Annotated in this window: 15 protein-coding genes and 1 pseudogene; 13 read left to right on the plus strand and 3 right to left on the minus strand. The window is 70.1% G+C overall.

Going from position 1 to position 22,887, the window contains the following annotated elements; genetic code table 11:
• Positions 1 to 733: 733 nt before the first annotated feature.
• From AB0B82_RS27695 to AB0B82_RS27705, 3 genes are all read right to left on the minus strand, one after another.
• Positions 734 to 3,094: a DUF3488 and transglutaminase-like domain-containing protein gene (locus tag AB0B82_RS27695; protein WP_360174638.1), complete on the minus strand. Its 2,361-nt coding sequence runs from the start codon at positions 3,092 to 3,094 to the stop codon at positions 734 to 736.
• Positions 3,095 to 3,191: 97 nt separating this feature from the next.
• Positions 3,192 to 4,475, minus strand: a complete 1,284-nt coding sequence (locus AB0B82_RS27700) for a DUF58 domain-containing protein (protein ID WP_360174641.1) — start codon at positions 4,473 to 4,475, stop codon at positions 3,192 to 3,194.
• A 3-nt stretch (positions 4,476 to 4,478) separates the two neighbouring features.
• Complete coding sequence (locus AB0B82_RS27705; protein ID WP_360174716.1) at positions 4,479 to 5,384, minus strand: AAA family ATPase; 906 nt, start codon at positions 5,382 to 5,384, stop codon at positions 4,479 to 4,481.
• Positions 5,385 to 6,088: 704 nt separating this feature from the next.
• Between AB0B82_RS27705 and mraZ the strand changes: the two genes are divergently transcribed.
• The 13 genes and pseudogenes from mraZ to ftsZ form a co-directional block, all read left to right on the plus strand.
• The gene (gene mraZ / locus AB0B82_RS27710; RefSeq protein WP_130446673.1) at positions 6,089 to 6,520 is read left to right on the plus strand and encodes a division/cell wall cluster transcriptional repressor MraZ; all 432 of its coding nucleotides are present in this window, start codon (positions 6,089 to 6,091) and stop codon (positions 6,518 to 6,520) included.
• Positions 6,521 to 6,741: 221 nt separating this feature from the next.
• Positions 6,742 to 7,704, plus strand: a complete 963-nt coding sequence (gene rsmH, locus AB0B82_RS27715) for a 16S rRNA (cytosine(1402)-N(4))-methyltransferase RsmH (RefSeq protein WP_360174644.1) — start codon at positions 6,742 to 6,744, stop codon at positions 7,702 to 7,704.
• Entirely contained in the window at positions 7,704 to 8,393 is a 690-nt protein-coding gene (locus AB0B82_RS27720; protein ID WP_360174647.1) for a hypothetical protein, read from the plus strand. The genes rsmH and AB0B82_RS27720 overlap by 1 nt, the downstream gene beginning before the upstream one ends.
• Before the next feature lie 4 nt (positions 8,394 to 8,397).
• On the plus strand, positions 8,398 to 10,689 hold the full coding sequence (locus AB0B82_RS27725) for a penicillin-binding protein 2 (protein WP_360174650.1): 2,292 nt from the start codon (positions 8,398 to 8,400) through the stop codon (positions 10,687 to 10,689).
• Between the two features lie 65 nt (positions 10,690 to 10,754).
• The gene (locus tag AB0B82_RS27730; RefSeq protein WP_360174653.1) at positions 10,755 to 12,281 is read left to right on the plus strand and encodes a UDP-N-acetylmuramoyl-L-alanyl-D-glutamate--2,6-diaminopimelate ligase; all 1,527 of its coding nucleotides are present in this window, start codon (positions 10,755 to 10,757) and stop codon (positions 12,279 to 12,281) included.
• Entirely contained in the window at positions 12,278 to 13,669 is a 1,392-nt protein-coding gene (gene murF / locus AB0B82_RS27735) for a UDP-N-acetylmuramoyl-tripeptide--D-alanyl-D-alanine ligase (RefSeq protein WP_360174656.1), read from the plus strand. The genes AB0B82_RS27730 and murF overlap by 4 nt, the downstream gene beginning before the upstream one ends.
• Positions 13,666 to 14,742 (plus strand): phospho-N-acetylmuramoyl-pentapeptide-transferase, encoded by a 1,077-nt coding sequence (mraY, locus tag AB0B82_RS27740; protein WP_360174659.1) that lies wholly within the window; start codon positions 13,666 to 13,668, stop codon positions 14,740 to 14,742. The genes murF and mraY overlap by 4 nt, the downstream gene beginning before the upstream one ends.
• A complete protein-coding gene (gene murD / locus AB0B82_RS27745) occupies positions 14,739 to 16,175 on the plus strand; it encodes a UDP-N-acetylmuramoyl-L-alanine--D-glutamate ligase (RefSeq protein WP_360174662.1) in 1,437 nt (478 codons plus the stop codon). The genes mraY and murD overlap by 4 nt, the downstream gene beginning before the upstream one ends.
• 14 nt (positions 16,176 to 16,189) lie before the next feature.
• On the plus strand, positions 16,190 to 17,428 hold the full coding sequence (gene ftsW, locus AB0B82_RS27750) for a putative lipid II flippase FtsW (RefSeq protein WP_360174665.1): 1,239 nt from the start codon (positions 16,190 to 16,192) through the stop codon (positions 17,426 to 17,428).
• 33 nt (positions 17,429 to 17,461) lie between these two features.
• Positions 17,462 to 18,550, plus strand: a complete 1,089-nt coding sequence (murG, locus tag AB0B82_RS27755) for an undecaprenyldiphospho-muramoylpentapeptide beta-N-acetylglucosaminyltransferase (protein WP_360174668.1) — start codon at positions 17,462 to 17,464, stop codon at positions 18,548 to 18,550.
• Positions 18,547 to 20,007 (plus strand): UDP-N-acetylmuramate--L-alanine ligase, encoded by a 1,461-nt coding sequence (gene murC / locus AB0B82_RS27760; RefSeq protein ID WP_360174671.1) that lies wholly within the window; start codon positions 18,547 to 18,549, stop codon positions 20,005 to 20,007. The genes murG and murC overlap by 4 nt, the downstream gene beginning before the upstream one ends.
• A gap of 18 nt (positions 20,008 to 20,025) precedes the next feature.
• Positions 20,026 to 20,766: an FtsQ-type POTRA domain-containing protein gene (locus AB0B82_RS27765; RefSeq protein WP_360174674.1), complete on the plus strand. Its 741-nt coding sequence runs from the start codon at positions 20,026 to 20,028 to the stop codon at positions 20,764 to 20,766.
• Between the two features lie 113 nt (positions 20,767 to 20,879).
• Positions 20,880 to 21,917: pseudogene (ftsZ, locus tag AB0B82_RS27770) on the plus strand (cell division protein FtsZ); the annotation flags it as partial.
• Between the last annotated feature and the right edge of the window lie 970 nt (positions 21,918 to 22,887).

Genomic DNA, 22,887 nt, shown 5'->3' on the forward strand with positions numbered 1-22,887 from the left:
GTGGGTTCACCCACGGTGTTGTGGGTTCCTGACCCGTGTGAAGGGTACGGAACCCACAACACGATGGGTGAACCCACCGTGTTGTGGAAACCCGGTAGCGCCGACGACCACGCCACCACCCCCACGCCGTACCACTACCCCGCGTGTTGGGGGTTCTTCGTCGGTACACGAGCAGAGAACCCCAACTGGCGCGGATATCCGGGGGTGAGCCGCGCTGGGGCACCCGTTCTCGGTTCCATCACCGCCTACGACCATCGAGAATCCAGACCAGGCCGTGCGTCAATCATCTAGGAGGATTTTCCCGCGGATGCGCCGGCGCCTGAGGACGTGGGGACGTGGTGCTGCGGGCGTGAACGTGCGGGACGGCGGCGCACGCGGGCGCACCGGCGTGGGAACGGGCGTGGGTGAGAGCGGGCGGCTACGGGCGCGGGGCGAGGGGTGGCGGGATTGCCGCTCGGCGTTCGCCACTCGCCCCCTCGCCGCGCGCCCCTCGGCCCTCGCCGCTCGCCCCACGTCCCTCGCGCCTCGACGCTCGCCCCAGGTCGTTCGCGCCACGTCCCTCGCGCCTCGACGCTCGCCCCAGGTCGTTCGCGCCACGTCCCTCGCGCCTCGACGCTCGCCCCAGGTCGTTCGCGCCACGTCCCTCGTGCCTCGACGCTCGCCCCACGTGGCTCGCCCCAGGTCGTTCGCGCCTCGGGCCTTGCCTTGAGCGTCTCGCCGCTCGAGTGGGTGTTCAGTTGGTGCGGGTTCGCTTGGGGAGGATGAGGGAGCGCAGTCTCGCCAGCAGGAGGTCGAAGTCGTCGAGCAGGTCGGATGCCTCCGTGGTGCCTCGGCTGAGGTACCAGCGCCAGGACGGCGGCAGCATCCGCGCCCGCCAGCGTTTCCGGGCGGGGGCCTGCGACCACAAGGCGTCGCGTACGGCGGCAGCGTCGTCGCGCAGGTCCAGTTCGGGGTTCGCGGAGTCGGCGTACCGCAGGGCTTCGATCCCGCGGGCGAGGCGGCGTGCGGCCGGATGGATTTCCTCGGGCAGCACGGTCGTCAGCCACTGGCCGGTCTGTCGCGGTGTCGAGATGTCGGACCAGTCGAGCCCGAGATCGCGGGACGTGTCCCGGATCTCCGCCCACAATCCTTCGGCCCCGGCCCGTCCGGGCGGCTGCAGGAACCGGCGCCGCCGGGTCAGGCTCCGGATCAGCCACGGCACGCACAGCAACAGGACGACGCCGAGGCTGCCGAAGATGATCTTCGCGCCGCCGTTGGTGAACCAGTTGCCGGTGTCAACGATCGCGACGCCGCTGTCGTCCGGGAGGTTCGGGTCCTGGTTCGGCCGGGAGATGCCCGGCGACTCCTTCTCGCCCGGCGTCGTGGGCGCGGTGCTCGGTGCGGTGGTCGGGGTGGTCGGGTCCTCGCTGGCGGCGACCGTCCAGTCCGGGGTGGTCGCGACCCGGGCGGACGGGGTCGGCTCGAAGCGGACCCAGCCGACGCCCTGGAAGTACAGCTCCGGCCAGGCGTGCATGTCGTGCATCTTGACGGTGTACTCGCCGTCCTTGCCGGCCGTACCGGGCAGGAAGCCGATGCCGACGCGGGACGGGATCCCGACGATCCGCGCCATCAGTGCCATTCCGGTGGCGAACTGCTCGCAGTACCCCTCCCGGTTGACCAGCAGGAAGTCCCGCAGCGCAGCCATGCCGCTGCCCTTGGAGTTCTGCGTGCTGTAGGTGAAGGCGCCGCTGCGGAACCAGTTCTGGATCAGCACGGCGGCCTCGAACTTGTTGTCCTTCGCCCCGGCGGTGACCTCGTACGCCTTGTCCTTGATCGACTGCGGCGTACGGCGTGGCACGGTCATCGTGTACTGGTCCGGGGCGCCGGTGGTGATCGAGTCGTGCAGCTGCTCCGGTGTCGGCTTCAGGTCGTACGCGCTCAGCTTGTACTTCTTGCCGCCGATGATCGAGCCGTTCGACGAGACGACGTCGAGCGCGCCGGTGTCGTACCGCCAGTCACGCTTGAGCGAGATCGAGCGCAGCGGGTACGGGACCGGGACGAACTGCGAACGGAACTGGCGGGTGACGTCGATCTCCATCGAGGTCTGCGGCACCTTGGACAGGTCGCCGGTGTAGCCCGGCGGCGCGACCAGGTCGCCGCCGTCGAGCTTCTGCCCGGGGGACCGCGGGGCGATCCGCCAGATGTTGCCGTCGAACTGGTCCAGCGCGGTAAGCCGCAGGTACGAACCGCCGGCCGGGCCGCCTTTGTACGTGAGCGCCACGACGTTGTCGCCGCGCTTGAGGTTCTTGCCCATGTCGAGCATCGGGTCGGTCGACGAGATGCTCGCGCCGACCCCGGAGCCGCTGGCTCCGCCGGCCAGACCGTTGCCAATGACACCTTCCGGCAGGGCGGGCAGCAACGCGGGCACCAGCGCGGCGATCGCGACCACGGACAGACCGATCCGGCGGCCGGCCTGACCGAGCGCAGACGCCTCGATGGGTTCGGCGGCGTCCAGATGCGAGACGCCCGAGATCCGGCGGCCCCAGCGACTGAGCCGGCTGCGGCCCTCGGCGGACAGCAGCATGATGTACCCGATTGCGGGCGGGATGAACAGCAGCCACGGCAGCCCGCCGTGCACCGTCGCCGCCGGCACCGTGTACATGACCAGCAGCAGCAACCCGGCCCACGCGGCCTGCCGCAGCTGGACCGCGATGATGTGGATCAGCAACCCGGTCGCCGAGATCACGGACACCGCGAACAGGGTCAGGTGCGAGTCCTGGGGGAGCGGCGCGCTGAAGCGGTTGATCGAGTCCATCGCGTCGACCATCTGCGCGTTGAACTCGAGCGCCGTCGCCTTCAGCGGCAACAGACCGAACTTCATCGTGCCGTGCAGGAAGAACAGCGACAGCAGTTCCACCAGCAGCACGAGCTGAACGATCGGTACGACGATCCGCGGGGTCCGCAGGTTCTGCAACAAGACGCCCGCGCCGGTGACCAGCGCGCACACGAACGCGCTGATGAACAGGAACGGCCCCGAGAACACCGGCGCGAGGACCAACGCCCCCAGCACCGTCGCACCCCAGGCAGCGATCGAGAGTCTGACGTGGCCGGTCATCGGGCCTCCCGTTCTGGACTGAGGAGCGGAGCGACGAGGCGAGAACGGGAGTCACCGCCCGATGCCCCGTCGCGCCGGAGGCGTGCCATCGATGCAGTCATGCGATGCGTCCGCTCCTTAGTCCCAAGCCGGACCACACGGTTGGCAGATGGTCGCCGCGGCTCACTCTGGCGACTCGCCAGCCGTTGCGTCGCAGCTCGTTCTCGGTGGCGTCCGCGGCCGCGGTGAGCCGGGCCGCCTTCTCGGGCTCGGCGCCGACCGCCCAGCCGGCCGCGTCGAGCACCAGCGCGACACCGGTCGCCTGACTCGTCCGCCACCGGTTCAGCGCGGTGATGTCCTCACTGCTGCAGGCACCGAGGATGGCGATCACCAGGCTCGGCTCCTGGGCATGCCGGTCGACGGTGAGCAGCGGTCCGAGGTCGGCGTACTTGTGCTCCTCGACGGTCGCGCACTCGGTCAGCAGTTGCTGCTCGGTGAGCGGCTGGTGCACCGCGGCGGACGTACGGCGGGTGATCGCGTTCAGTGTGGTCGGCCCGCCGAGCATCGTGGTGACGTATCCGCGCCGCGTCCGGTCGATGCCGATCGAGGCGGCCGCGCTGACCGCCCACTCGAGGCTCGACGACGGGCCGTGCCCGTGGTGCGAGATCGTCCGCGCGTCCAGGAACAGCGAGCAACGGCTCTGCCAGGGCTGCTCCTCGCGGCGGACCATCAGCTCACCGCGCCGCGCGGTCGACCGCCAGTGCACCCGGCGCAGGTCGTCGCCGTCGCGGTACTCGCGGACGGTCGCGTCTTCCTCACCGGCCGACGCGATCGCGCGGGGGCGGTTCTCACCCGAGCCGGCCCGGTCGGCCCCGAGCCGTACTTCGGGCAGTTTGTAGACCCGCGGCGTGACCAGCAGGTGCTGGCTGCGGGTGAACGTCCGCGTGGTCTCGACCAGCCCGAACGGGTCGGCCACGGTCAGCATCAACGGTCCGACCTGGAACATCCCGCGGACGTCGGACTTCACCGTGTAGGTCACGGTACGGCGCCAGTTCGGGCTGACCCGGTCGACGACGAACCGCGGGCGGTGACCCAGTACATAAGGAATACGGTCCTCGAGCAGCAGCAGCCCGGCGGGCATCCGGCCCTGATTGCTGAGCGCCAGCTCCACGGTCGCCGGCGCCCCGACCGGCACCTGATCCGGCGCGAGGCTGCGGCGCACCTGCAACCGCAGCCGCGTCCGGCCGACCACGAGGGCGGCGACCACCGGCAGCGCGGCCAGCAGGATGCCGACCCGCAGCAGGTCCTTCTGGCCGAGCAGGAGTGCGCACAGCGAGGCCGTGATCCCGGCCGCGACAAACGCCCGCCCTCGGGTGGTCAGTCCGCGCAGTGCCTGCCGCATGCCTCAGTCCCGACGGGTGCGGGGCAGCGGCACGCTCGCCACCAGCCCGTTGATGATGTCGGCCGCACCGCGCCCACCGAGATGCGCTTCGGCCGCGGGCAGGACCCGGTGCGCGAGCACCGGTGCCGCGAGTTCCTGGATGTCGTCGGGCAGCACGAATTCCCGCGAGTCCAGCGCTGCCGCCGCGCGGGCTGCCCGAATCAGGTGCAGGGTCGCGCGCGGGCTGGCGCCGAGCCGGAGCTCCTGCGAGCGGCGGGTCGCGCCGACCAGCGCCACGGCGTACTCCTTCACCGATTCCGACACGTGTACCGACTGGACGGTCTTCACCAGGCGGAGGATCTGCTGCCCGTCGGTCACCGGCTGCAGGTTGAGCAGCGGGTCGTCGGCCGCGTGGCCGTCCAGCATCCGCAGCTCGGCGGCCGGCTCCGGGTACCCCATCGAGACCCGCGCCATGAACCGGTCGCGCTGCGCCTCGGGCAGCGGGTACGTGCCTTCCATCTCGATCGGGTTCTGCGTCGCGATCACCATGAACGGCGCCTCGAGCTGGTACGTCGTGGTGTCGACGGTGACCTGCCGCTCTTCCATGGACTCCAGCAGCGCGGCCTGCGTCTTCGGCGAGGCGCGGTTGATCTCGTCACCCACCACGATGTTCGCGAACACCGCGCCGGGCTTGAACTCGAAGTCCCGGATCTCCTGGTTGAACACCGAGACGCCGGTGATGTCGGACGGCAGCAGGTCCGGTGTGAACTGGATCCGTCGCACGCTGCAGTCGATCGACTTCGCCAGCGCCTTGGCCAGCATCGTCTTGCCGACGCCCGGCACGTCCTCGATCAGCAGATGACCCTCGGCCAGCAGGACCGTCACCGCGACCTCGACGACGTCGGGCTTGCCCTCGATCACCTGTTCCATGGCCCGGCGGACACGGCCCGCCACCTCGGACAGCTCGTCGAAGTCTCCGGCTCCTGCCAGCGGCGAGCTGGTGGCGGTGGTGCTCACTCTGTGTCCTCCCCATTCGTTGACTGCCGACACATTCTGTCCCGCGGTGGGGGCCGGGCCTAGGGTCGCGGGGTTTTCGTTACCTGGCGTTTCGGTGTCCATCGGCGCATGACCTCACGGCGGTCGGAAAAGTCTTCCCCCCAGCGTACGGGCGGGAGTAGTGGAGTGCGGGGCGTACGACGTCGGGAACCGCTGTCTGGTTCACGGATCAGGACCCCGAACAGTTCAGGTTCCGCCGCCGCGGCTGCCGCCTACCGGTCTACTCCACTTCCCTCCAGTTCCCTCCAGGTCTGCGTCACACCGTTTCCTCCACTTCCCTCCACGCCGTTCGCTCCACCCGGCCGCTCCACAACGCTCCACCGCGCTCAACCACCGCTCAGGCACCGCCCTCCAGCACGCTCTACCGCCGCTCCGCAGCGCCCGATTCGCGCCGTGCGACGCCGACCGCTGAGCCGGCAGCGACACGCTGGCGGCGAGCGTGAATTCACGCGGCACGGGGGCGTAAACGGGCGGAAGTTGGTTGACGGTGGTGGAAAGTGGAGTAAGGTGGAGCGCAGTGGAACTGAAGTGGTGGAAGCACTCGCCCAGTCGGAGGGTCCGCAACGGGGAGGTGGAGCGTGTTCCTCGGAACGCACTTCCCCAAGCTCGACGACAAGGGGCGGCTGTTTCTGCCGGCGAAGTTCCGGGACGAGCTGGCCGACGGCCTGGTGATCACCCGCGGACAGGAGCGGTCGCTGTCCGTGTGGCCGGAGCGTGAGTTCGTCCAGCTGACCGAGCAGTTGAAGCAGGCCCCGATCACCAACAAGGGTGCGCGGGACTACCTACGGATGTTGTTCGCCGGCGCCTCCAACGAGATGCCGGACAAGCAGGGCCGGGTCACCATCCCGCCGATGCTGCGCGACTATGCGTCACTGGATCGCGACTGTGTCGTCATCGGGGCGATGAATCGGGTGGAGATCTGGAACACGGAGAACTGGAACCGGTACTCCGCGGAGCAGGAACAGGCATTCGCCGACCTGTCCGAGGAAGTACTGCCAGGCATCTTCTGAACCACCAGCTGAACAGTGGGCGAGGACTGGGACGCACCGACCGTCCGGTGAGATCACGGGTCCGACTTCCGACCTGAGGTGTTGGCGTCACTTCCCCGGCGCCAAGACCAGCAGGTACTTCCCCGGAAGGCGTACCCGCGATCTGACCGGACGGTCCTGTCTAAGCACCACACGAGACCTGCGGGGGCAAGGTCGTCCCCGCGGCGACGGGAAGGGTCGAGATGGCTGCGGAGCGGCATGTGCCGGTGATGCTGGAGCGCGTGGTCGCGCTGCTGGCGCCGGCACTCACGCGTCCCGGTGCGGTCGTCGTCGACGCCACCCTCGGCCTCGGCGGTCACTCCGAGGCGTTCCTGCGGCAGTTCCCCGACGTCCGGCTGATCGGTTTCGACCGGGACCCGAACGCGTTGCGGCTGGCGGGGGAGCGACTCGCTGCCTTCGAGGACCGGATCACGCTCGTGCACGCGGTGTACGACCAGTTGCCGCGCGCGCTGACCGACCTCGACGTACCGGCGATCGACGGCATCCTGTTCGACCTCGGTGTCTCGTCGATGCAGCTGGACGAGGCCGAGCGCGGCTTCGCCTACGCGCAGGACGCGCCGCTGGACATGCGGATGGACCCGACCGGCCCGCTCACGGCCGCCGACATCGTCAACACCTACAGCGCGGCCGACCTGGCCCGGATCCTGTTCCAGTACGGCGAGGAGAAGTTCGCCCGCCGGATCGCCGACCGGATCGTCCGTGACCGCGAGCAGGAGCCGTTCACGACCAGCGCGCGCCTGTCCGAGCTGGTCCGCAACGCGATCCCGCAGGCCGCGCGGCGGACCGGGGGACACCCGGCCAAGCGCACCTTCCAGGCGTTGCGGATCGAGGTGAACGGCGAGCTCGACGTTCTCCGGCGAGCGCTGCCCGCGGCCCTCGGTGCGCTCGCGCTGCACGGCCGGATCGTTGTCATGAGCTACCACTCGCTGGAGGACCGGATCACCAAGCAGATCTTCGCCGCCGCGACGAAGTCCGACGTACCGGACGATCTGCCGGTGATCCCGGCCGGACACGAACCGTACTTGAAGCTACTGACCCGGGGCGCCGAACGGCCGACCGAGGAGGAGGTCGCGGCGAACCCGCGCGCCGCCTCCGCTCGCGTGCGTGCGGCCGAGCGGATCCGGGAGAAGGGACTGGTGGCCTGATGAGCACTGTCTTCAGCCCGCAGAAGGCGCGGGTGACGCCGGTCCCGGCCAAGAAGTCGCAGCCCCGCCTGCGGGTGGTGTACGGCGCGCCGTTCCGGCCGCCGCGGATGCCGTTCGTCATCTTCGTGGTGTCGCTGCTCGCCGCCGGACTGGTCGGCCTGTTGCTGCTCAACACCGAGCTGCAGAGCGGTACGTTCCGCATCACGGCGCTGAGTTCCCAGGCGGATCAGTTGCGTGACCAGCAGGAGCAGCTCGAGAAGCAGGTCCGGACCCTGGAGTCGCCGCAGCACCTGTCCGACCGGGCGCTGCGGATGGGCATGGTGCCGAACCCGAACCCGGTGTTCCTGCGGTTGTCCGACGGCCGCGTGCTCGGCGTACCGGCCGAGGGCAAGGCGGGCGCCGGCGCGGCGATGTTCGGACCGGATGCGACCGCCAAGCCGTCGGTGCAGCCGACCACCCCGCTGAAGCCGGTGACGCCGGTGACGCCGGTGCAGCCCGGGACCACGACCACCGGCACGACGAACCCGACCACGACGAAGCCGGGTACGACGACCAACCAGACGACGACGAAGCCGGATACGACGACGCCGGGTACGACGGGCACCACGAAGCCCGGGACCACCAAGCCGCCGGCCGGGACCACCGCGCCGGCCACGACGAAGAAGCCTGCCACGACCACACGGGGATGATCGGATGACGGACCGACGGGGAGACGAGCCGCCGCCACGCAAGCGTGGTGGCACTTCGGGCCGGGACAAGGACCCGGCCCGCAAGGCTCAACCCCGTCGTCCGTCCGCTACGGACCGTGGCCGCGCGGTACCGCCGCGCCCCGAGTCCACTCGCGAACGCCTGCTCCGCAAGGCCCGCGAGGAACAGCAGCGCGCCGACGCCGCGGCCACACCCCGCCCCACCAAGAAGGCGCCGGCCAAGAAGGCACCGGCGAAGAAGGCAGCAGCGAAGCCGGCGGCCGGTACGGCGGACGCGCGCAAGCAGACCGCCGCGCCGGGAGCCGCGAAGAAGACCGCGCCGAAGAAGACCGCGGCGAAGAAGACCGCGGCGAAGAGGACCGCGGCTCGGAGCGCGGGCCCCGCGACGGGTCGGCGGCCGGTCAAGAAGTCCGCGAAGCGGCCGCCGCAGAACCGGCCCCGGCCGCGGCCGAAGAAGCGCAAGGTGAAGAAGCCGCCGCGCACGCTGCGGCTCGGCCGCCCGACGCTGCGGCTGCGGATGACGCTCGGCGTGATGGCGTTCGTGCTGTCGCTGTTCGCCGGCCGGCTCGTGCTGCTCCAGGGTGTCGACCCGGACAGCTACGCGCAGGCGGCGGCCACCGAGAACGCCCGTACCTACCTGCTGCCCGCGAACCGCGGCGCGATCACCGACCGCAACGGTGTCGAGCTCGCGGTCACGGAGGACGCGGTCGCGATCGTCGCCGATCCGCAGCAGACGAAGCCGGTCGCGCAGCAGCTCACCGCGATTCTGGCCCCGAAACTGACCGGGACGACGTCTGCGAAGCTGCTCGCCGCGCTGACCGGCAAGGGCCGCTACACGCGGCTCGCGCGGTGGGTCAGCCCGACCGTGTGGAGTTCGATCCAGGCGGAGATCAAGGCCGCGAACAAGTCCATCGCCGAGCAGAACAAGGGCCTGCCCAAGGAGCAGCAGGCGCCGCTGCTGATCGGCCTGTACACCGAGCAGGACCCGATCCGCAGCCACCCGAACGGCAGCATCGCGGCCACCCTGGTCGGGGTCACCGGCGACGACGGCAAGGGCCAGTCCGGACTGGAGTACGGCCTGGACCAGAAACTGGCCGGCAAGAACGGCGAGGCGATTTACGAGGTCGATGCCAAGGGCAACAAGATCCCGAATGCGAACCACACCGTGCAGGAGCCGAAGCCGGGCCTCGGCGTCCAGCTGACCCTGGACACCGATCTGCAGTACTTCGCCGAGAAGCGGATCGAGGACACGGTCAAGCAGTACAAGGCGAGTGCCGGCACCGTGGTCGTGATGGACGTGAAGTCCGGTGAGCTGATGGCGCTGGCGAACTACCCCTCGTTCGACCCGAACAAGCCCTACACCCCGGCCGACCTGAAGAACCCGGCGCTGGAGCGCAGCTTCGAGCCGGGCAGTGTGCAGAAGGTGGTCACGATGGCCGCGTTGGCCGACGCCGGCCTGATCGACCTGAACACCAAGCTGAAGGTGCCCGGCAGCATCGACGTGCAGCGCCGGACGATCAAGGACCACTGGCCGCACGGCACGCTGAACCTGACCATCTCCGGCGTGATCGCGAAGTCGTCGAACGTCGGCACGATCGTGGCCGCGCAGAAGATGCCGATCGCGCAGTTCGTGAAGTACCTGCACGACTTCGGCTTCGGTGAGCCGACCGGGCTGAACTTCCCGGGGGAGACCAAGGGCCGGCTGGCGCCGGGCGACGAGTGGCCGGAGATCACCCGGTCGAACGTCGCCTTCGGCCAGGGCCTGTCGGTGAACGCGGTCCAGGAGGCGGCCGCGGTGAACGCGGTCGCGAACGGCGGCGTGTACGTACCGCCGAAACTGGTCCGCAACTACGTCGACGCGAACGGCACCCTGATCCCGAACGAGACCGCGCCGCCGCGCCGGGTGGTGAGCGAGAAGGCGGCCAAGGAGGTCACCACGATGATGGAGGCGGTGACCGCGAAGAAGGGCACCGCGCCGCAGGCGGCGATCGACGGGTACCTGGTGGCCGGCAAGACCGGGACCGCGCAGCAGGTGGTGCCCGGCACCGGGAAATACGGCGCCTGGGCGACTTCTTTCGCCGGATTCGCCCCGGCCGACAACCCACGGTTCGTGACGTACGTCGTACTGCACGATCCCCAGGGTGCCCGGGGTGGTGGTCTCCAAGGAGGACCGGTGTTCCGAGACGTGATGAGCTACGCGTTGCAGAAGTACGTCGTCCCGCCGACCGGGGCGGCGCAGCCGAACATCCCGCTGACCTGGACAGACAAAGACCGGTGAGCACCAGCCTGGTGACGCAGGGTCAGGTAGGAGTCACAGGGGCCGGAGCGGTAGCCTCAGGGCCCGTGTCCACCCCTACCGCCGCCGGCGGCGCGGTCGCAGCGATCAGGCCACGGCACGTCGTGCCGGTGAGCCTCGCCGACCTCGCGAGCGTCGCCCACTCCCGGATGCCGGCAACGCCGCCGGTGTCCGTGACCGGCGTTTCCCTCGATTCGCGGTCCGTCCTTCCCGGTGACCTGTACGCCGCTCTGCCCGGTGCGATCACGCACGGTGCGGAGTTCGTCGCGAAGGCTCAGCGGGCCGGCGCGCTCGCCGTACTCACCGACCCGGCCGGGCAGGAGCGCGCCGCGGCCACCGGCCTCCCGGTGCTCGTGACCGACCGGCCACGGGATGTCCTTGGTGCGGTCGCGGCGCGGATCTACGGCGAGCCGACCAGCGAGCTGCGGCTGCTCGGGGTGACCGGCACGAACGGCAAGACCACGACCTCCTTCCTGCTCGACTCCGTACTGCGGGAGCTCGGCCCGGCCGCGCTGATCGGGACGGTGCAGACGCGGATCGGCGACGAGGTCGTGAAGAGCGTCCGGACCACCCCGGAGGCCACCGACCTGCAGGCGCTGTTCGCGGTGATGCGGGAGCAGACCGTGCCGTGGTGCTCGATGGAGGTGTCGAGCCACGCGCTCGCGATGCGTCGCGTCGACGGCGCGCGGTTCGCGGTGGCCGGGTTCACCAACCTCACGCAGGACCACCTGGACTTCCACCACACGTTCGAGGAGTACTTCCAGGCGAAGGCCTCGCTGTTCACTCCCGAGCGGTGTGATGTCGCCGTGGTGACGATCGACGACGAGTACGGGCGCCGGCTCGCCGCGCAGACCGTCGTACCGCTGGTGACCGTGTCGACGACCGGTGACGCGGACTGGACGGTCGCCAACCGGCACGTGTCCGAGCACGGCACGACGGTCATCGACATCCAGTGCCCGGGGGAGACGCTGACGGTCGAGATCGGGCTGCCCGGTGACTTCAACGTCGCCAACGCGCTGCTCGCGACCGCGATGCTGCGGCAGCTCGACGTACCCGCCGAGGCGATCGCCGCCGGGCTGCGGACCGCGGCGGTGCCCGGCCGGATGGAGCGGTTCGCTCGGCAGGACGGGCTGGCGGTGATCGTGGACTACGCGCACACGCCGGACGCGATCGCGCTGGCGCTCCGGGCCGCCCGCGGCGCGACGAAGGGCCGCCTGTTCGCGGTCGTCGGCTGTGGCGGCGACCGGGACCCGTGGAAGCGGCCCGCGATGGGCGCCGAGGCGGCGAAGGCGGCGGACGTCGTGATCGTCACCGACGACAACCCGCGCGGTGAGGACCCGGCGACGATCCGGGCGGCCGCACTGGCCGGTGCGCGGGACGCCGTACCGGACGCCGACCTGCACGAGATCGGCGACCGTCGGCAGGCGATCGCGTCCGCGATCGAGCTGGCCGGACCGGGCGACACCGTCGTCGTCCTCGGGAAGGGCCACGAGACAGGCCAGGAGGTCGGCGGCGTGATCCATCCGTTCGACGACCGCGAAACCGTGCGTGAGTTGCTGGAGGCAGACCGGTGATCGGAGTCAGTTGCGGCGAGATCGCCGACGCCGTCCGCGGCGAGCTCGTGGGTGCCGAGCCCACGGCCGTCGTCGATGGCGCGGTCGTCATCGACTCGCGGGACGCCGGACCGGGTGGCCTGTTCGTCGCCCTGCCCGGTGAACGCGTCGACGGCCACGACTTCGTCGGTACGGCGACCGAGGCCGGTGTGACCGCCTCGCTCACCACGCGGCCCGTCGAGGGCTGCCCGTGCATCGTCGTCGACGACACGCAGCAGGCCCTCGGCAACCTGGCCCGACTGGTGATGACGAAGCTTCCGGAGCTGACGGTCGTCGCCTTGACCGGGTCGACCGGCAAGACCAGCACGAAGGACCTGATCGGTCAGTTGCTCGGCGCGCACGGCGAGACGGTGTCGCCGGAAGGCTCGTTCAACAACGAGATCGGGCATCCGCTGACCGCGCTCCGGGCGACCGCGTCGACGAAGTACCTGGTCGCCGAAATGGGGGCCCGGCACCGCGGTGACATCACCTACCTGTGCGGCATCACGCCGCCCCGGATCGGCCTGGTCCTGAACGTCGGCACGTCGCACATCGGCGAGTTCGGCAACCAGGACGCCATCGCCGAGGCCAAGGGCGAGCTGATCGAGGCGGTGACCAGCGGAGGCACCGCCGTGCTGAACGCCGACGACCACCGGGTCGCCGGGATGCGGCGCCGCACGAAGGAGAACGTCATCACGTTCGGCGAGGCGCCGGATGCCGACGTCCGCGCCGCCGACGTGAAGCTCGACGCCGAAGGACGGCCCGCCTTCACGCTGCACATCGGCGACTTCAGCGCCGCCGTACAGCTCCAGCTGATCGGCGAGCACTACGTGTCGAACGCGCTGGCCGCCGCCGGGGTCGCGCTCGCGGCCGGGCTGACGCCGGAGCAGGTCGCCGACGGGCTGAACGCCGCGCAGCGGGTGTCCGCGGCGCGGATGGAGCTGACCGAGCGGGCCGACGGTGTGACGATCATCAACGACGCGTTCAACGCGAACCCGGAGTCGACCCGCGCCGCGCTGAAGTCGCTGGTCGCGATCGGCCGGTCCCGCGGCGCCCGGACCTGGGCGGTGCTCGGCGAGATGCTCGAACTCGGCGACACCTCGTCGGACCAGCACGACGCGATCGGCCGGCTGGCCGTCCGGCTGGACGTGAACCGCCTGGTCGTGGTCGGGCCGGGAGCGAAACCGATGCACCTCGGCGCCTCGCTGGAGGGCTCGTGGGGCAACGAGTCGGTGTACGTCGAGACCATCGGAGAAGCGCTGGACCTGCTGCGCGCGGAGCTGCGCGCCGGTGACGTCGTCCTGGTGAAGTCCTCGAAGGCGGCGAAACTCCGCAGCCTCGCCGATGCCCTGCTGGAGGAACAGCAGTGATCTCGATCCTGTTCGGCGGCGCCGTCGCGATGGTGCTGACGCTGCTCGGCACCCGCTGGGCGATCAAGTGGCTGGCCGCCCGCGGCTACGGCCAGGAGATCCGCGACGACGGCGTCAAGTCGCACCAGATCAAGCGCGGTACGCCGACCATGGGCGGCACCGTGTTCATCGTCGCGACGATCGTCGGGTACTTCGCTGCGAAACTGTTCACGATGACGTCGCCGAGTGCCTCCGCGCTGCTGGTGCTGTTCCTGTTCGCCGGGATGGGCGCGGTCGGCTTCCTGGACGACTTCATCAAGATCTTCCGGCAACGCAGCCTCGGCCTGCGATCCAAGGCGAAACTGGCCGGCCAGACGCTGGTCGCGGTGATCTTCGCGGTGCTCGCGCTGCAGTTCCCGGACGAGCGCGGGCAGCGGCCGGCGTCGCCGTTCATCTCGTTCATCCGCGACATCGGCTGGCTCGAACTGCCGGCCATCCTGGTGATCATCTGGATCCTGCTGCTGATCGCCGGGATGTCGAACGGCGTGAACCTCGCCGACGGCCTGGACGGCCTGGCCACCGGCGCGTCGATGATGGTGTTCGGCGCCTACACGCTGATCTGCATCTGGCAGTTCGGGCAGAGCTGCCAGACCGCGCCCGGCACCAAGTGTTACGAGGTGCGAGATCCGCACGACCTCGCGGTGGTGGCGGCCTGTCTGACCGGGGCGCTGTTCGGGTTCCTGTGGTGGAACGCGTCACCGGCCAAGATCTTCATGGGCGACACCGGCTCCCTGGCGCTCGGCGGCGCGCTCGCCGGCATGGCCGTGATGACCCGGACCGAACTGCTGGTGCTGGTGCTCGGCGGGCTGTTCGTGATCATCACCGCCTCGGTGATCCTGCAGGTGGGCTACTTCAAGATCACCAAACAGGCCACCGGGGTCGGTAAACGCCTCTTCCTGATCGCGCCGCTGCACCACCACTTCGAGATGCTCGGCTGGGAACAGGTGAACGTGGTGATCCGCTTCTGGATCATCCAAGGCCTCTGCGTGGTCATCGGCCTCGGAATCTTCTACGCGGAATGGGTTACGGGATGACGCTGGAGAATCGCGCCGACGACGGGTGGGCGACCACGCGGTTCGTGGTGCTCGGGTTCGGTACGGCGGGTTACGCGTGCGCCGACTCGCTGATTCAGGCCGGCGCCGAGCACCTCGTCGTACTGGACGACCGCGACACCGAGGCGCTGCGGGAGAAGGCGCAGATCCTCGAGACGCTCGGCGCGACGATCACGCTCGGCCCGGGCAGTACGCAGGAACTGCCGAAGGACGTCGACGTCGTCGTCACGTCACCCGGCGTACCGCCGCACGCGCCGCTGCTCGCCCAGGCGGCCGAACGCGACGTGCCGATCTGGAGCGAGATCGAGCTCGCGTGGCGGCTGCGCGACCCGCAGAACGCGGCGCCGTGGCTGTGCATCACCGGGACCAACGGCAAGACCACGACCGTGCAGATGCTGACCGCGATGCTGCAGGCGGCCGGCCACCGGGCCGTTGCCGCGGGCAATGTCGGGCTGCCACTGCTCGAGGCCGTCATGGACCCCGAGCCGTACGACGTGATCGCGGTCGAGCTGTCGTCGTACCAGTTGCACTACACGCACTCGATGTCGGCGCACGCGGCCGCCGTACTGAACATCGCGCCCGACCACGTCGACTGGCACGGTTCGCTGGACGCGTACGCGCAGGACAAGGGCCGGATCTTCGAGAACTGCCAGGTCGCCTGCGTGTACAACGTCGCCGACCCGGCCACCGAGCGGCTGGTCGAGGAAGCGGACGTGATCGAGGGCTGCCGCGCGATCGGCTTCACCCTCGGTACGCCGGGACTCTCGATGCTCGGGCTTGTCGACGACCTGCTCGTCGACCGGGCGTTCGTCGAGCAGCGCGCGACCTCGGCGCTGGAGCTGGCTTCGATCAACGACGTCACGCCGCCGGCGCCGCACAACGTGGCGAACGCACTGGCCGCGGCCGCGCTGGCCCGGGCGTTCGGCGTACCGGCGACCGCGATCCGCGACGGGCTGCGTGGTTTCCGTCCGGACAAGCACCGGATCGCCCACGTCGCGGACGTTGCCGGGGTCAACTATGTCGACGACTCCAAGGCCACCAACCCGCATGCCGCCCAGGCCTCGCTGCTCGCCTACGAGCACGTCGTGTGGATCGCCGGCGGGCAGGCGAAGGGCGCGACCTTCGACGAGCTGGTGATCGCGGCACGCGGACGGCTGCGCGGCGTCGTACTGCTCGGACAGGACAAGGCCGTGATCGCCGAAGCACTCGAGCGACACGCACCGGATGTCCCGAGGATCGTCGTCGAGTCAACCGACACTGGTGCCATGGAGATCGTGGTGGGGGAGGCGGCGAAGCTCGCACAGGTGGGTGACACCGTGCTGCTCGCGCCCGGCTGCGCGTCCTGGGACATGTTCGCCAACTACGGAGCCCGCGGCGACGCCTTCGCCGAAGCAGTTCGCTCCCTGACCAACTGATCCGGGGTGGTCGAGTGACGTCGATCGCAGACCAGCCGGACCAGAAGAAGCAGGGCAGCGAGCGCGCGTGGCTCGCGGCGATCAAGGACGTCCTCGACCGCCCGCTGACGTCGTACCACATCGTGCTCGGGGCGACCGGCCTGCTGCTGGTGCTCGGCCTGATGATGGTGCTGTCAGCGTCCAGCGTGCTGTCGCTGCGCGCGAACGGGAACAGCTACACGATCTTCGTCCGGCAGCTGATCTGGGTCGGCGTCGGCCTGCCGATGGCGTACGTCGCCTCGCGGATGACACCGCGGCACTTCCGGATGCTCGCCTACGTCGCGCTGCTCGGGTCGATGTTCCTGCTGGTGCTGACCTACGTCCCGGGCCTCGGCGTCGGCGTCAAGGGCAACACCAACTGGCTGAACCTCGGCGGACCGCTGCAGATCCAGCCGAGCGAGTTCGCCAAGCTCGCGATGGTGATGTGGTGCGCCGACCTGTACGCCCGCAAGGAGAAGCTGCTCACCCAGTGGAAGCATCTGCTGGTGCCGATGGTCCCGGTCTGCGGTCTGGTGATCGCGCTGGTGGTCGGGCAGCACGACCTCGGCACGGCGCTGGTGCTGATGGCGGTGATGATCGGCATGATCTGGATCGTCGGCGCGCCGACCCGGTTGTTCGTCGCGACGATCGTCGTGGTCGGCGCGGTGGCGGCGTACTTCGTCAACGCCGAGAAGTACCGGCTGGAGCGGGTGACGTCGTTCCTGGACCCGTTCGCGGACCCGACCGCGGTCGGCTGGCAGGCGTACCACTCGTTCTATGCGCTGTCGACCGGCGGCTGGTGGGGCGTCGGGATCGGCAACAGCCGGCAGAAATGGGGCAACCTGCCCGAGGCGCACACCGACTTCATCTTCTCGGTGATCGGTGAGGAGCTCGGCCTGGTCGGGTCGCTCACCGTGCTCGCGCTGTTCCTCACGCTGGCCTACGCCGGGGTGCGGATCGCGACCCGCAACACCGAGCCGTTCGTCCGCTACGCGGCCGCCGGGATCACGATCTGGATCATGGCGCAGACGCTGGTCAACCTCGGCGCCGTGATCGGACTGCTACCCATCGTGGGTATCCCGCTCCCGCTGTTGTCGTACGGTGGTTCCGCACTGCTGCCGACGCTGATCGCGGTCGGCATGCTGCTGTCCTTCGCGAAGGCCGAACCCGGCGCGCAGGCCGCCCTCAAAGAGGCCCGGCGACCACGCTTCGGGTGGCTGCCTTCGCGGCGTTGATCGACAAGTGAACTCGCGGGAGCGTTGGAAGCCTTGCCCAGCATTGTCCTGGCCGGTGGCGGTACTGCCGGTCACACCTCACCCCTGATCGCCACTGCCGACGCCCTGCGCCGGATCGACCCGACGGTCGAGATCCTCGCGCTCGGCACCGAGCGCGGCCTCGAGACCCGCGTGGTCCCGGAGGCCGGCTACCGGCTGGAGCTGATCCCGCCGGTGCCGCTGCCGCGCAAGCCCACGCCCGCGCTGCTCGCCGTGCCCGGCAAGATGCTGTCCGCGGTGAGCGCCGCCCGCCGGATCCTGGACGAGGCCAAGGCCGATGTCCTGGTCGGCTTCGGCGGCTATGTGTCCACCCCGGCGTACGTCGCCGCCTGGCGGCGGAAGACGCCGATCGTGGTGCACGAGGGCAACGCCGTACCGGGGATCGCGAACAAGTTCGCTGCCCGGTACTGCACCGAGCACGTGAAGACGTCGTTCCCGGGCAGCGAGCTGCCGCACGCCGAGTACGTCGGGCTGCCGATCCGGCGGGCGATCTCGACCCTCGACCGGGCCGCGCTGCGCGCCGAGGCCCGGCAGTTCTTCGGCCTCGACCCGGACGCGCCGACGCTGTTCGTGACCGGCGGATCACAGGGCGCGCAACGGATCAACGAGGCTGTCTCCGGGGCCGCCGCCGACCTGGCCGCGGCCGGGATCCAGGTGCTGCACGCGATCGGCCCGAAGAACACCCTCGACGTCCCGCAGCACGCTGGACACCCGTACGTCGTGCTGAACTACGTCGACCGGATGGACCTCGCCTACGCCGCCGCCGACCTGGTCGTCTGTCGCTCGGGTGCGAACACGGTCACCGAGGTGTCCGGCGTGGGTCTGCCCGCGATTTACGTCCCGCTGCCGATCGGTAACGGTGAGCAGCGGCTGAACGCCAAACCGGTCGTCGACGCCGGCGGCGGCCTCCTGGTCGACAACGCCGACCTCACTCCGGACTGGATTCGGGCGCACGTGCCGCAACTTCTGCACGACCGCGAGCGTCTGACAGCCATGTCCACTGCTGCGACCGGCGTCATCCGTACCGACGCCGACGACCGATTGGCGCGGATCGTCCTCGATGTGGTGAGGTCTGCTTCGTGATCGTCACCGCTCCTGACACGCTGCTGCCGGCCGAGAAGCTGGGCAGGGTGCACTTCGTCGGAATCGGCGGCGCCGGCATGTCCGGAATCGCCCGGATCATGGCGTCGCGCGGCATCGAGGTGTCCGGTTCGGACGCCAAGGACGGCAAGGTGCTCGCCGCGCTGCGGGCTCTCGGCGCGACCTGCTGGGTCGGCCATGCCGCCGAGCACGTCAAGGACGTCGACACGGTCGTGGTGTCCACCGCGATCCGCGAGACCAACCCCGAGGTGGTCGCCGCCCGTGCGGCCGGGATCCCGATCCTGCCCCGGGCCGCCGCGCTCGCATCGGTGATGGTGGGTCGCCGTACGCTCGCCGTGGCCGGTACGCACGGCAAGACGACCACCACGTCGATGCTCACGGTCGCGCTGCAGCACTGCGGCGCGGACCCGTCGTACGCGATCGGTGGCAACCTGAACGAGTCCGGGTCGAACGCCCACGACGGCACCGGCGACCTGTTCGTCGCCGAGGCCGACGAGTCCGACAAGTCGTTCCTGACCTACTCGCCCGAGGTGTCGATCGTCACGTCCGTCGAGCCCGACCACCTGGACAACTACGGTGACGAGGCGAGCTACCGGCAGGCGTTCGAGGAGTTCTGCGCACGGGTCCAGCCGGGCGGGTTCATGGTGATCTGCCACGACGACGCCGGCGCCCGCGAGCTGGCGGCGTACGCGCGGGACCGCGGCATCGACGTCCGGACGTACGGCGAGTCCGAGGACGTCGACCTGCACGTCACCGAGCTCACTGCCACCGGCGCCACGCAGTCGTTCGTGCCGGTGTACCGGGGCCGCAAGCTGCCGGTCGTCCGGCTGCAGCAGGCCGGCAAGCACAACGCGCTGAACGCATCGGCGGCGCTCACCGTCGGGCTCGGGCTCGGGTTCTCCGCGGCCGACCTGGCCGAGGGGCTCGCGTCCTTCACCGGGACCGGGCGGCGGTTCGAGTTCAAGGGCCTCGAGGACGGTGTGCGGGTCTTCGACTCCTACGCGCACCACCCGACCGAGCTGACCGCCGATCTGATCGCGGCGCGCCAGGTCGCGGGGGAGGGGCGCGTGATCGCGTGCTTCCAGCCGCACCTGTTCAGCCGGACGCGGATCTTCGCGACCGAGTTCTCCGAGGCGCTGGCGCTGGCCGACGAGGTCGTGGTGATGGACGTGTTCGCGGCCCGCGAGGACCCTGAGCCCGGTGTCACCGGCGCCCTGATCGCCAACCACGTGCCGCTGAAGCCCGAGCAGGTGCGGTTCGAGCCGTCGTGGTCCGCCGTACCACGGCTGGTTGCCGACCTCGCCGAGCCGGGCGACCTGGTCGTCACCCTCGGCGCGGGCGACGTCACCTTGATCGGCCCGGAAGTCGTTGGATTACTGGCAGAACGAGCCGCCACCCGCGAGTCTGCACCGGAGGCAGCCCCCGCTGTGGTGAAGTAAAAGCGTGGGGTACGGGAAATGAGCCAGAGCGCTGATCTGGCTCGGGCTCAGCAGCGGTTCGCGCGCCGGCAACGGCTGGTGCGCTGGCGCAGCTGGCTGCCGTGGGCGGTCGGCGGCCTCCTGGTCGCGCTGGCCGGTGTGGTCGTCTGGCTCTTCTACTACTCCACGGCCTTCGCGGTCTCCGGGGTCCGGATCAGCGGCGCCGACACGGTGCCGGTGGCAACGATCGAGGAGGTCGCGGCGGCACCGATCGGCACGCCGCTGGTCAAGGTCGACCTGCGGTCGATCGCGGACCGGGTGCGGACGATCCCGGCGGTCGCGGACGCGCAGGTCACCCGGGCCTGGCCGCGCAAGGTCGTGATCGTGGTCACCGAGCGGGTACCGGTCGTCGTGGTCACCGACGGCGCGCGGTACGAACTGGTCGACGCGACCGGTACGGCGTACCGCACGGTGCCGGACCGGCCGGACGGCCTGCCGGAGGCGAAAGTGACCGGGGTCCGGCGCGAGGTCACGATCCATTCGGTGGTGACCGTTTCGGCCGCCCTGCCGGAGACGTTAAGGGCGCAGGTGGGATCGATTTCGGCGGCGTCGCCGGACTCGATCACCCTCAACCTCGACTCCGGGGTGAAGGTCGTGTGGGGCAGTTCCGATGACAGTGAGCGCAAGGCCGAGGTACTCAGCGTGCTGATGAAGCGGCAGGCGAAGGTGTACGACGTCTCGGCGCCCGATCTCCCTGTCACCAAAGGGGAAAAACGATGACGAGGCACGGCGGCGGACAATGTGGTCCGTTGCGGCGAGGCGCTTGGATTTTGGCCGGAAGCGTCCCGTATCGTGCGGCGTGATCCACAGTTGACATAACTCTAAGCATCCACTTGAGGTTCAGTCTTTTCGCTGGACAACGGGAAAGCAACGAGGCGAGAGGCGCGGACGTGGCGGCACCGCAGAACTACCTGGCACTCATCAAGGTCGTCGGCATCGGCGGAGGCGGCGTCAACGCTGTCAACCGGATGATCGAGCACGGTCTGAAGGGCGTTGAGTTCATCGCCATCAACACCGACGCGCAGGCGCTGCTGATGAGCGACGCGGACGTGAAGCTCGACATCGGCCGCGAGGAGACCCGCGGCCTCGGCGCCGGCGCGAACCCGGCGATCGGGCAGAAGGCCGCCGAGGACCACGCCGAGGAGATCGAGGAGGCGCTCAAGGGCGCCGACATGGTCTTCGTCACCGCCGGCGAGGGCGGCGGCACCGGCACCGGCGGCGCGCCCGTGGTGGCGCGGATCGCGCGGTCGCTCGGCGCGTTGACCATCGGTGTGGTGACCCGGCCGTTCTCGTTCGAGGGCAAGCGCCGCGCGACCCAGGCCGAAGACGGGATCAGCACCCTCCGCGAGGAGGTCGACACGCTGATCGTGATCCCGAACGACCGGTTGCTGACGATCTCCGACCGCGCTGTGTCGGTGCTGGACGCCTTCAAGCAGGCCGACCAGGTGCTGCTGCAAGGTGTTTCCGGCATCACCGACCTGATCACCACGCCCGGTCTGATCAACGTGGACTTCGCCGACGTCAAGGCGGTGATGTCCAACGCCGGCTCGGCGCTGATGGGCATCGGCTCGTCCCGCGGCGAGGACCGCGCGGTCGCGGCCGCCGAGGCGGCCATCTCCTCACCGTTGCTCGAGGCAAGTATCGAGGGCGCGCACGGCGTGCTGCTGTCGATCGCGGGCGGCTCCGACCTGGGCCTGTTCGAGATCAACGAGGCGGCCCAACTGGTGTCGGAGTCCGCGCACTCGGACGCGAACATCATCTTCGGCGCGGTCATCGACGACGCGCTCGGCGACGAGGTCCGGGTCACGGTGATCGCGGCCGGCTTCGACGGCGGGATGCCGAAGCGGCGCGAACAGGCGATGAACCAGGCCCGGCCGCAGTCCACGCGGCAGACCAACCAGGGCTACTCGGCCCCGATGTCCAGCGGCGGGTCGCAGTTCGGTGGTTCGCAGGGTGGTTCGCCCCAGGGTGGATCACAGGGCGGTTCGCAGTTTGGGTCGCAGGGCGGCGCTCAGAGTGGCTCGCAGTTCGGGTCGCAGGGCGGCGCTCCGGCTGGGTCGCAGGGCGGTGCTCAGGGCGCGGGTCCTGGTGGTGCGTCGGCCGCTGGTGGCGTCGGCGGTGCTGGTGGTGCCGGTGATGCTGGCGGCCAGGGTGGACAGCAGGCCGGGCAGCCGGTCACCTCCCAGGGCAACCAGCCTGCCGGGGCCTACACGCCCCCCAACCACCTGCAGCCGAGCGTGAGCGGCCCACCCGGCCCCGGCACCAGCGTCGGCAATGGCCAGTCGGGTACGGCCGCCTCAGGCCAGACCCCCCAGGCCCAGCAGGGTGCTGCCCCCGCGGACGACACCGTCCCGGTCCCAGCCCCGACCGAGCCGCGCGTAGGCACCACCAACTCCGCCCGCCCGCAAGCCGGCGACGGCGTCCGCACGGTCCAGTCTGGCCAGCAGTCGGCCCAACCGGCCCCGCATACCCCCGCCTCTCCGTCCACCCAGCACTCCTGGCCCACCCACGGCCCCAGCAACACAACCTCCGGCGCAGGCACCAGCAACCAGCCCAACCGCCCCAAGAAGCAAGAACCCGAAGAAGACCTGGACATCCCCGACTTCCTGAAGTAACTCGGCCGGAACTCACCGCGAGCACCCACCCGAGCAACTCCAGCCCCAAGCGCCCACCCGGCCCCCGGCTCGGTGGGCGCTCCCCATTTCCCCAACCCCCACGCCCCTCCGCGCCGCCTCCTTCCGCGCCCGTCTTCTTCCGCGCCCGGCCTCCCGCGCCCGCCCTTCTGCGCCCGGCCGTCCGCGCGGCGGGGCTCCTGTGCGGCGGGTTCACCCATCGCGTTCT

It is taken from the genome of Kribbella sp. NPDC048915 (genome assembly GCF_040649595.1).
Lineage (GTDB): Bacteria > Actinomycetota > Actinomycetes > Propionibacteriales > Kribbellaceae > Kribbella.

What these genes read in the sequence shown, in the direction of transcription:
- AB0B82_RS27695 (WP_360174638.1), bottom strand. Translation starts at nt 3,094, where the DNA reads ATGACCGGCCACGTCAGACTCTCGATCGCTGCCTGGGGTGCGACGGTG.
- AB0B82_RS27700 (WP_360174641.1), bottom strand. Translation starts at nt 4,475, where the DNA reads ATGCGGCAGGCACTGCGCGGACTGACCACCCGAGGGCGGGCGTTTGTC.
- AB0B82_RS27705 (WP_360174716.1), bottom strand. Translation starts at nt 5,384, where the DNA reads ATGGAACAGGTGATCGAGGGCAAGCCCGACGTCGTCGAGGTCGCGGTG.
- rsmH (WP_360174644.1), top strand. Translation starts at nt 6,742, where the DNA reads ATGGCTGCGGAGCGGCATGTGCCGGTGATGCTGGAGCGCGTGGTCGCG.
- AB0B82_RS27720 (WP_360174647.1), top strand. Translation starts at nt 7,704, where the DNA reads ATGAGCACTGTCTTCAGCCCGCAGAAGGCGCGGGTGACGCCGGTCCCG.
- AB0B82_RS27725 (WP_360174650.1), top strand. Translation starts at nt 8,398, where the DNA reads ATGACGGACCGACGGGGAGACGAGCCGCCGCCACGCAAGCGTGGTGGC.
- murD (WP_360174662.1), top strand. Translation starts at nt 14,739, where the DNA reads ATGACGCTGGAGAATCGCGCCGACGACGGGTGGGCGACCACGCGGTTC.
- AB0B82_RS27765 (WP_360174674.1), top strand. Translation starts at nt 20,026, where the DNA reads ATGAGCCAGAGCGCTGATCTGGCTCGGGCTCAGCAGCGGTTCGCGCGC.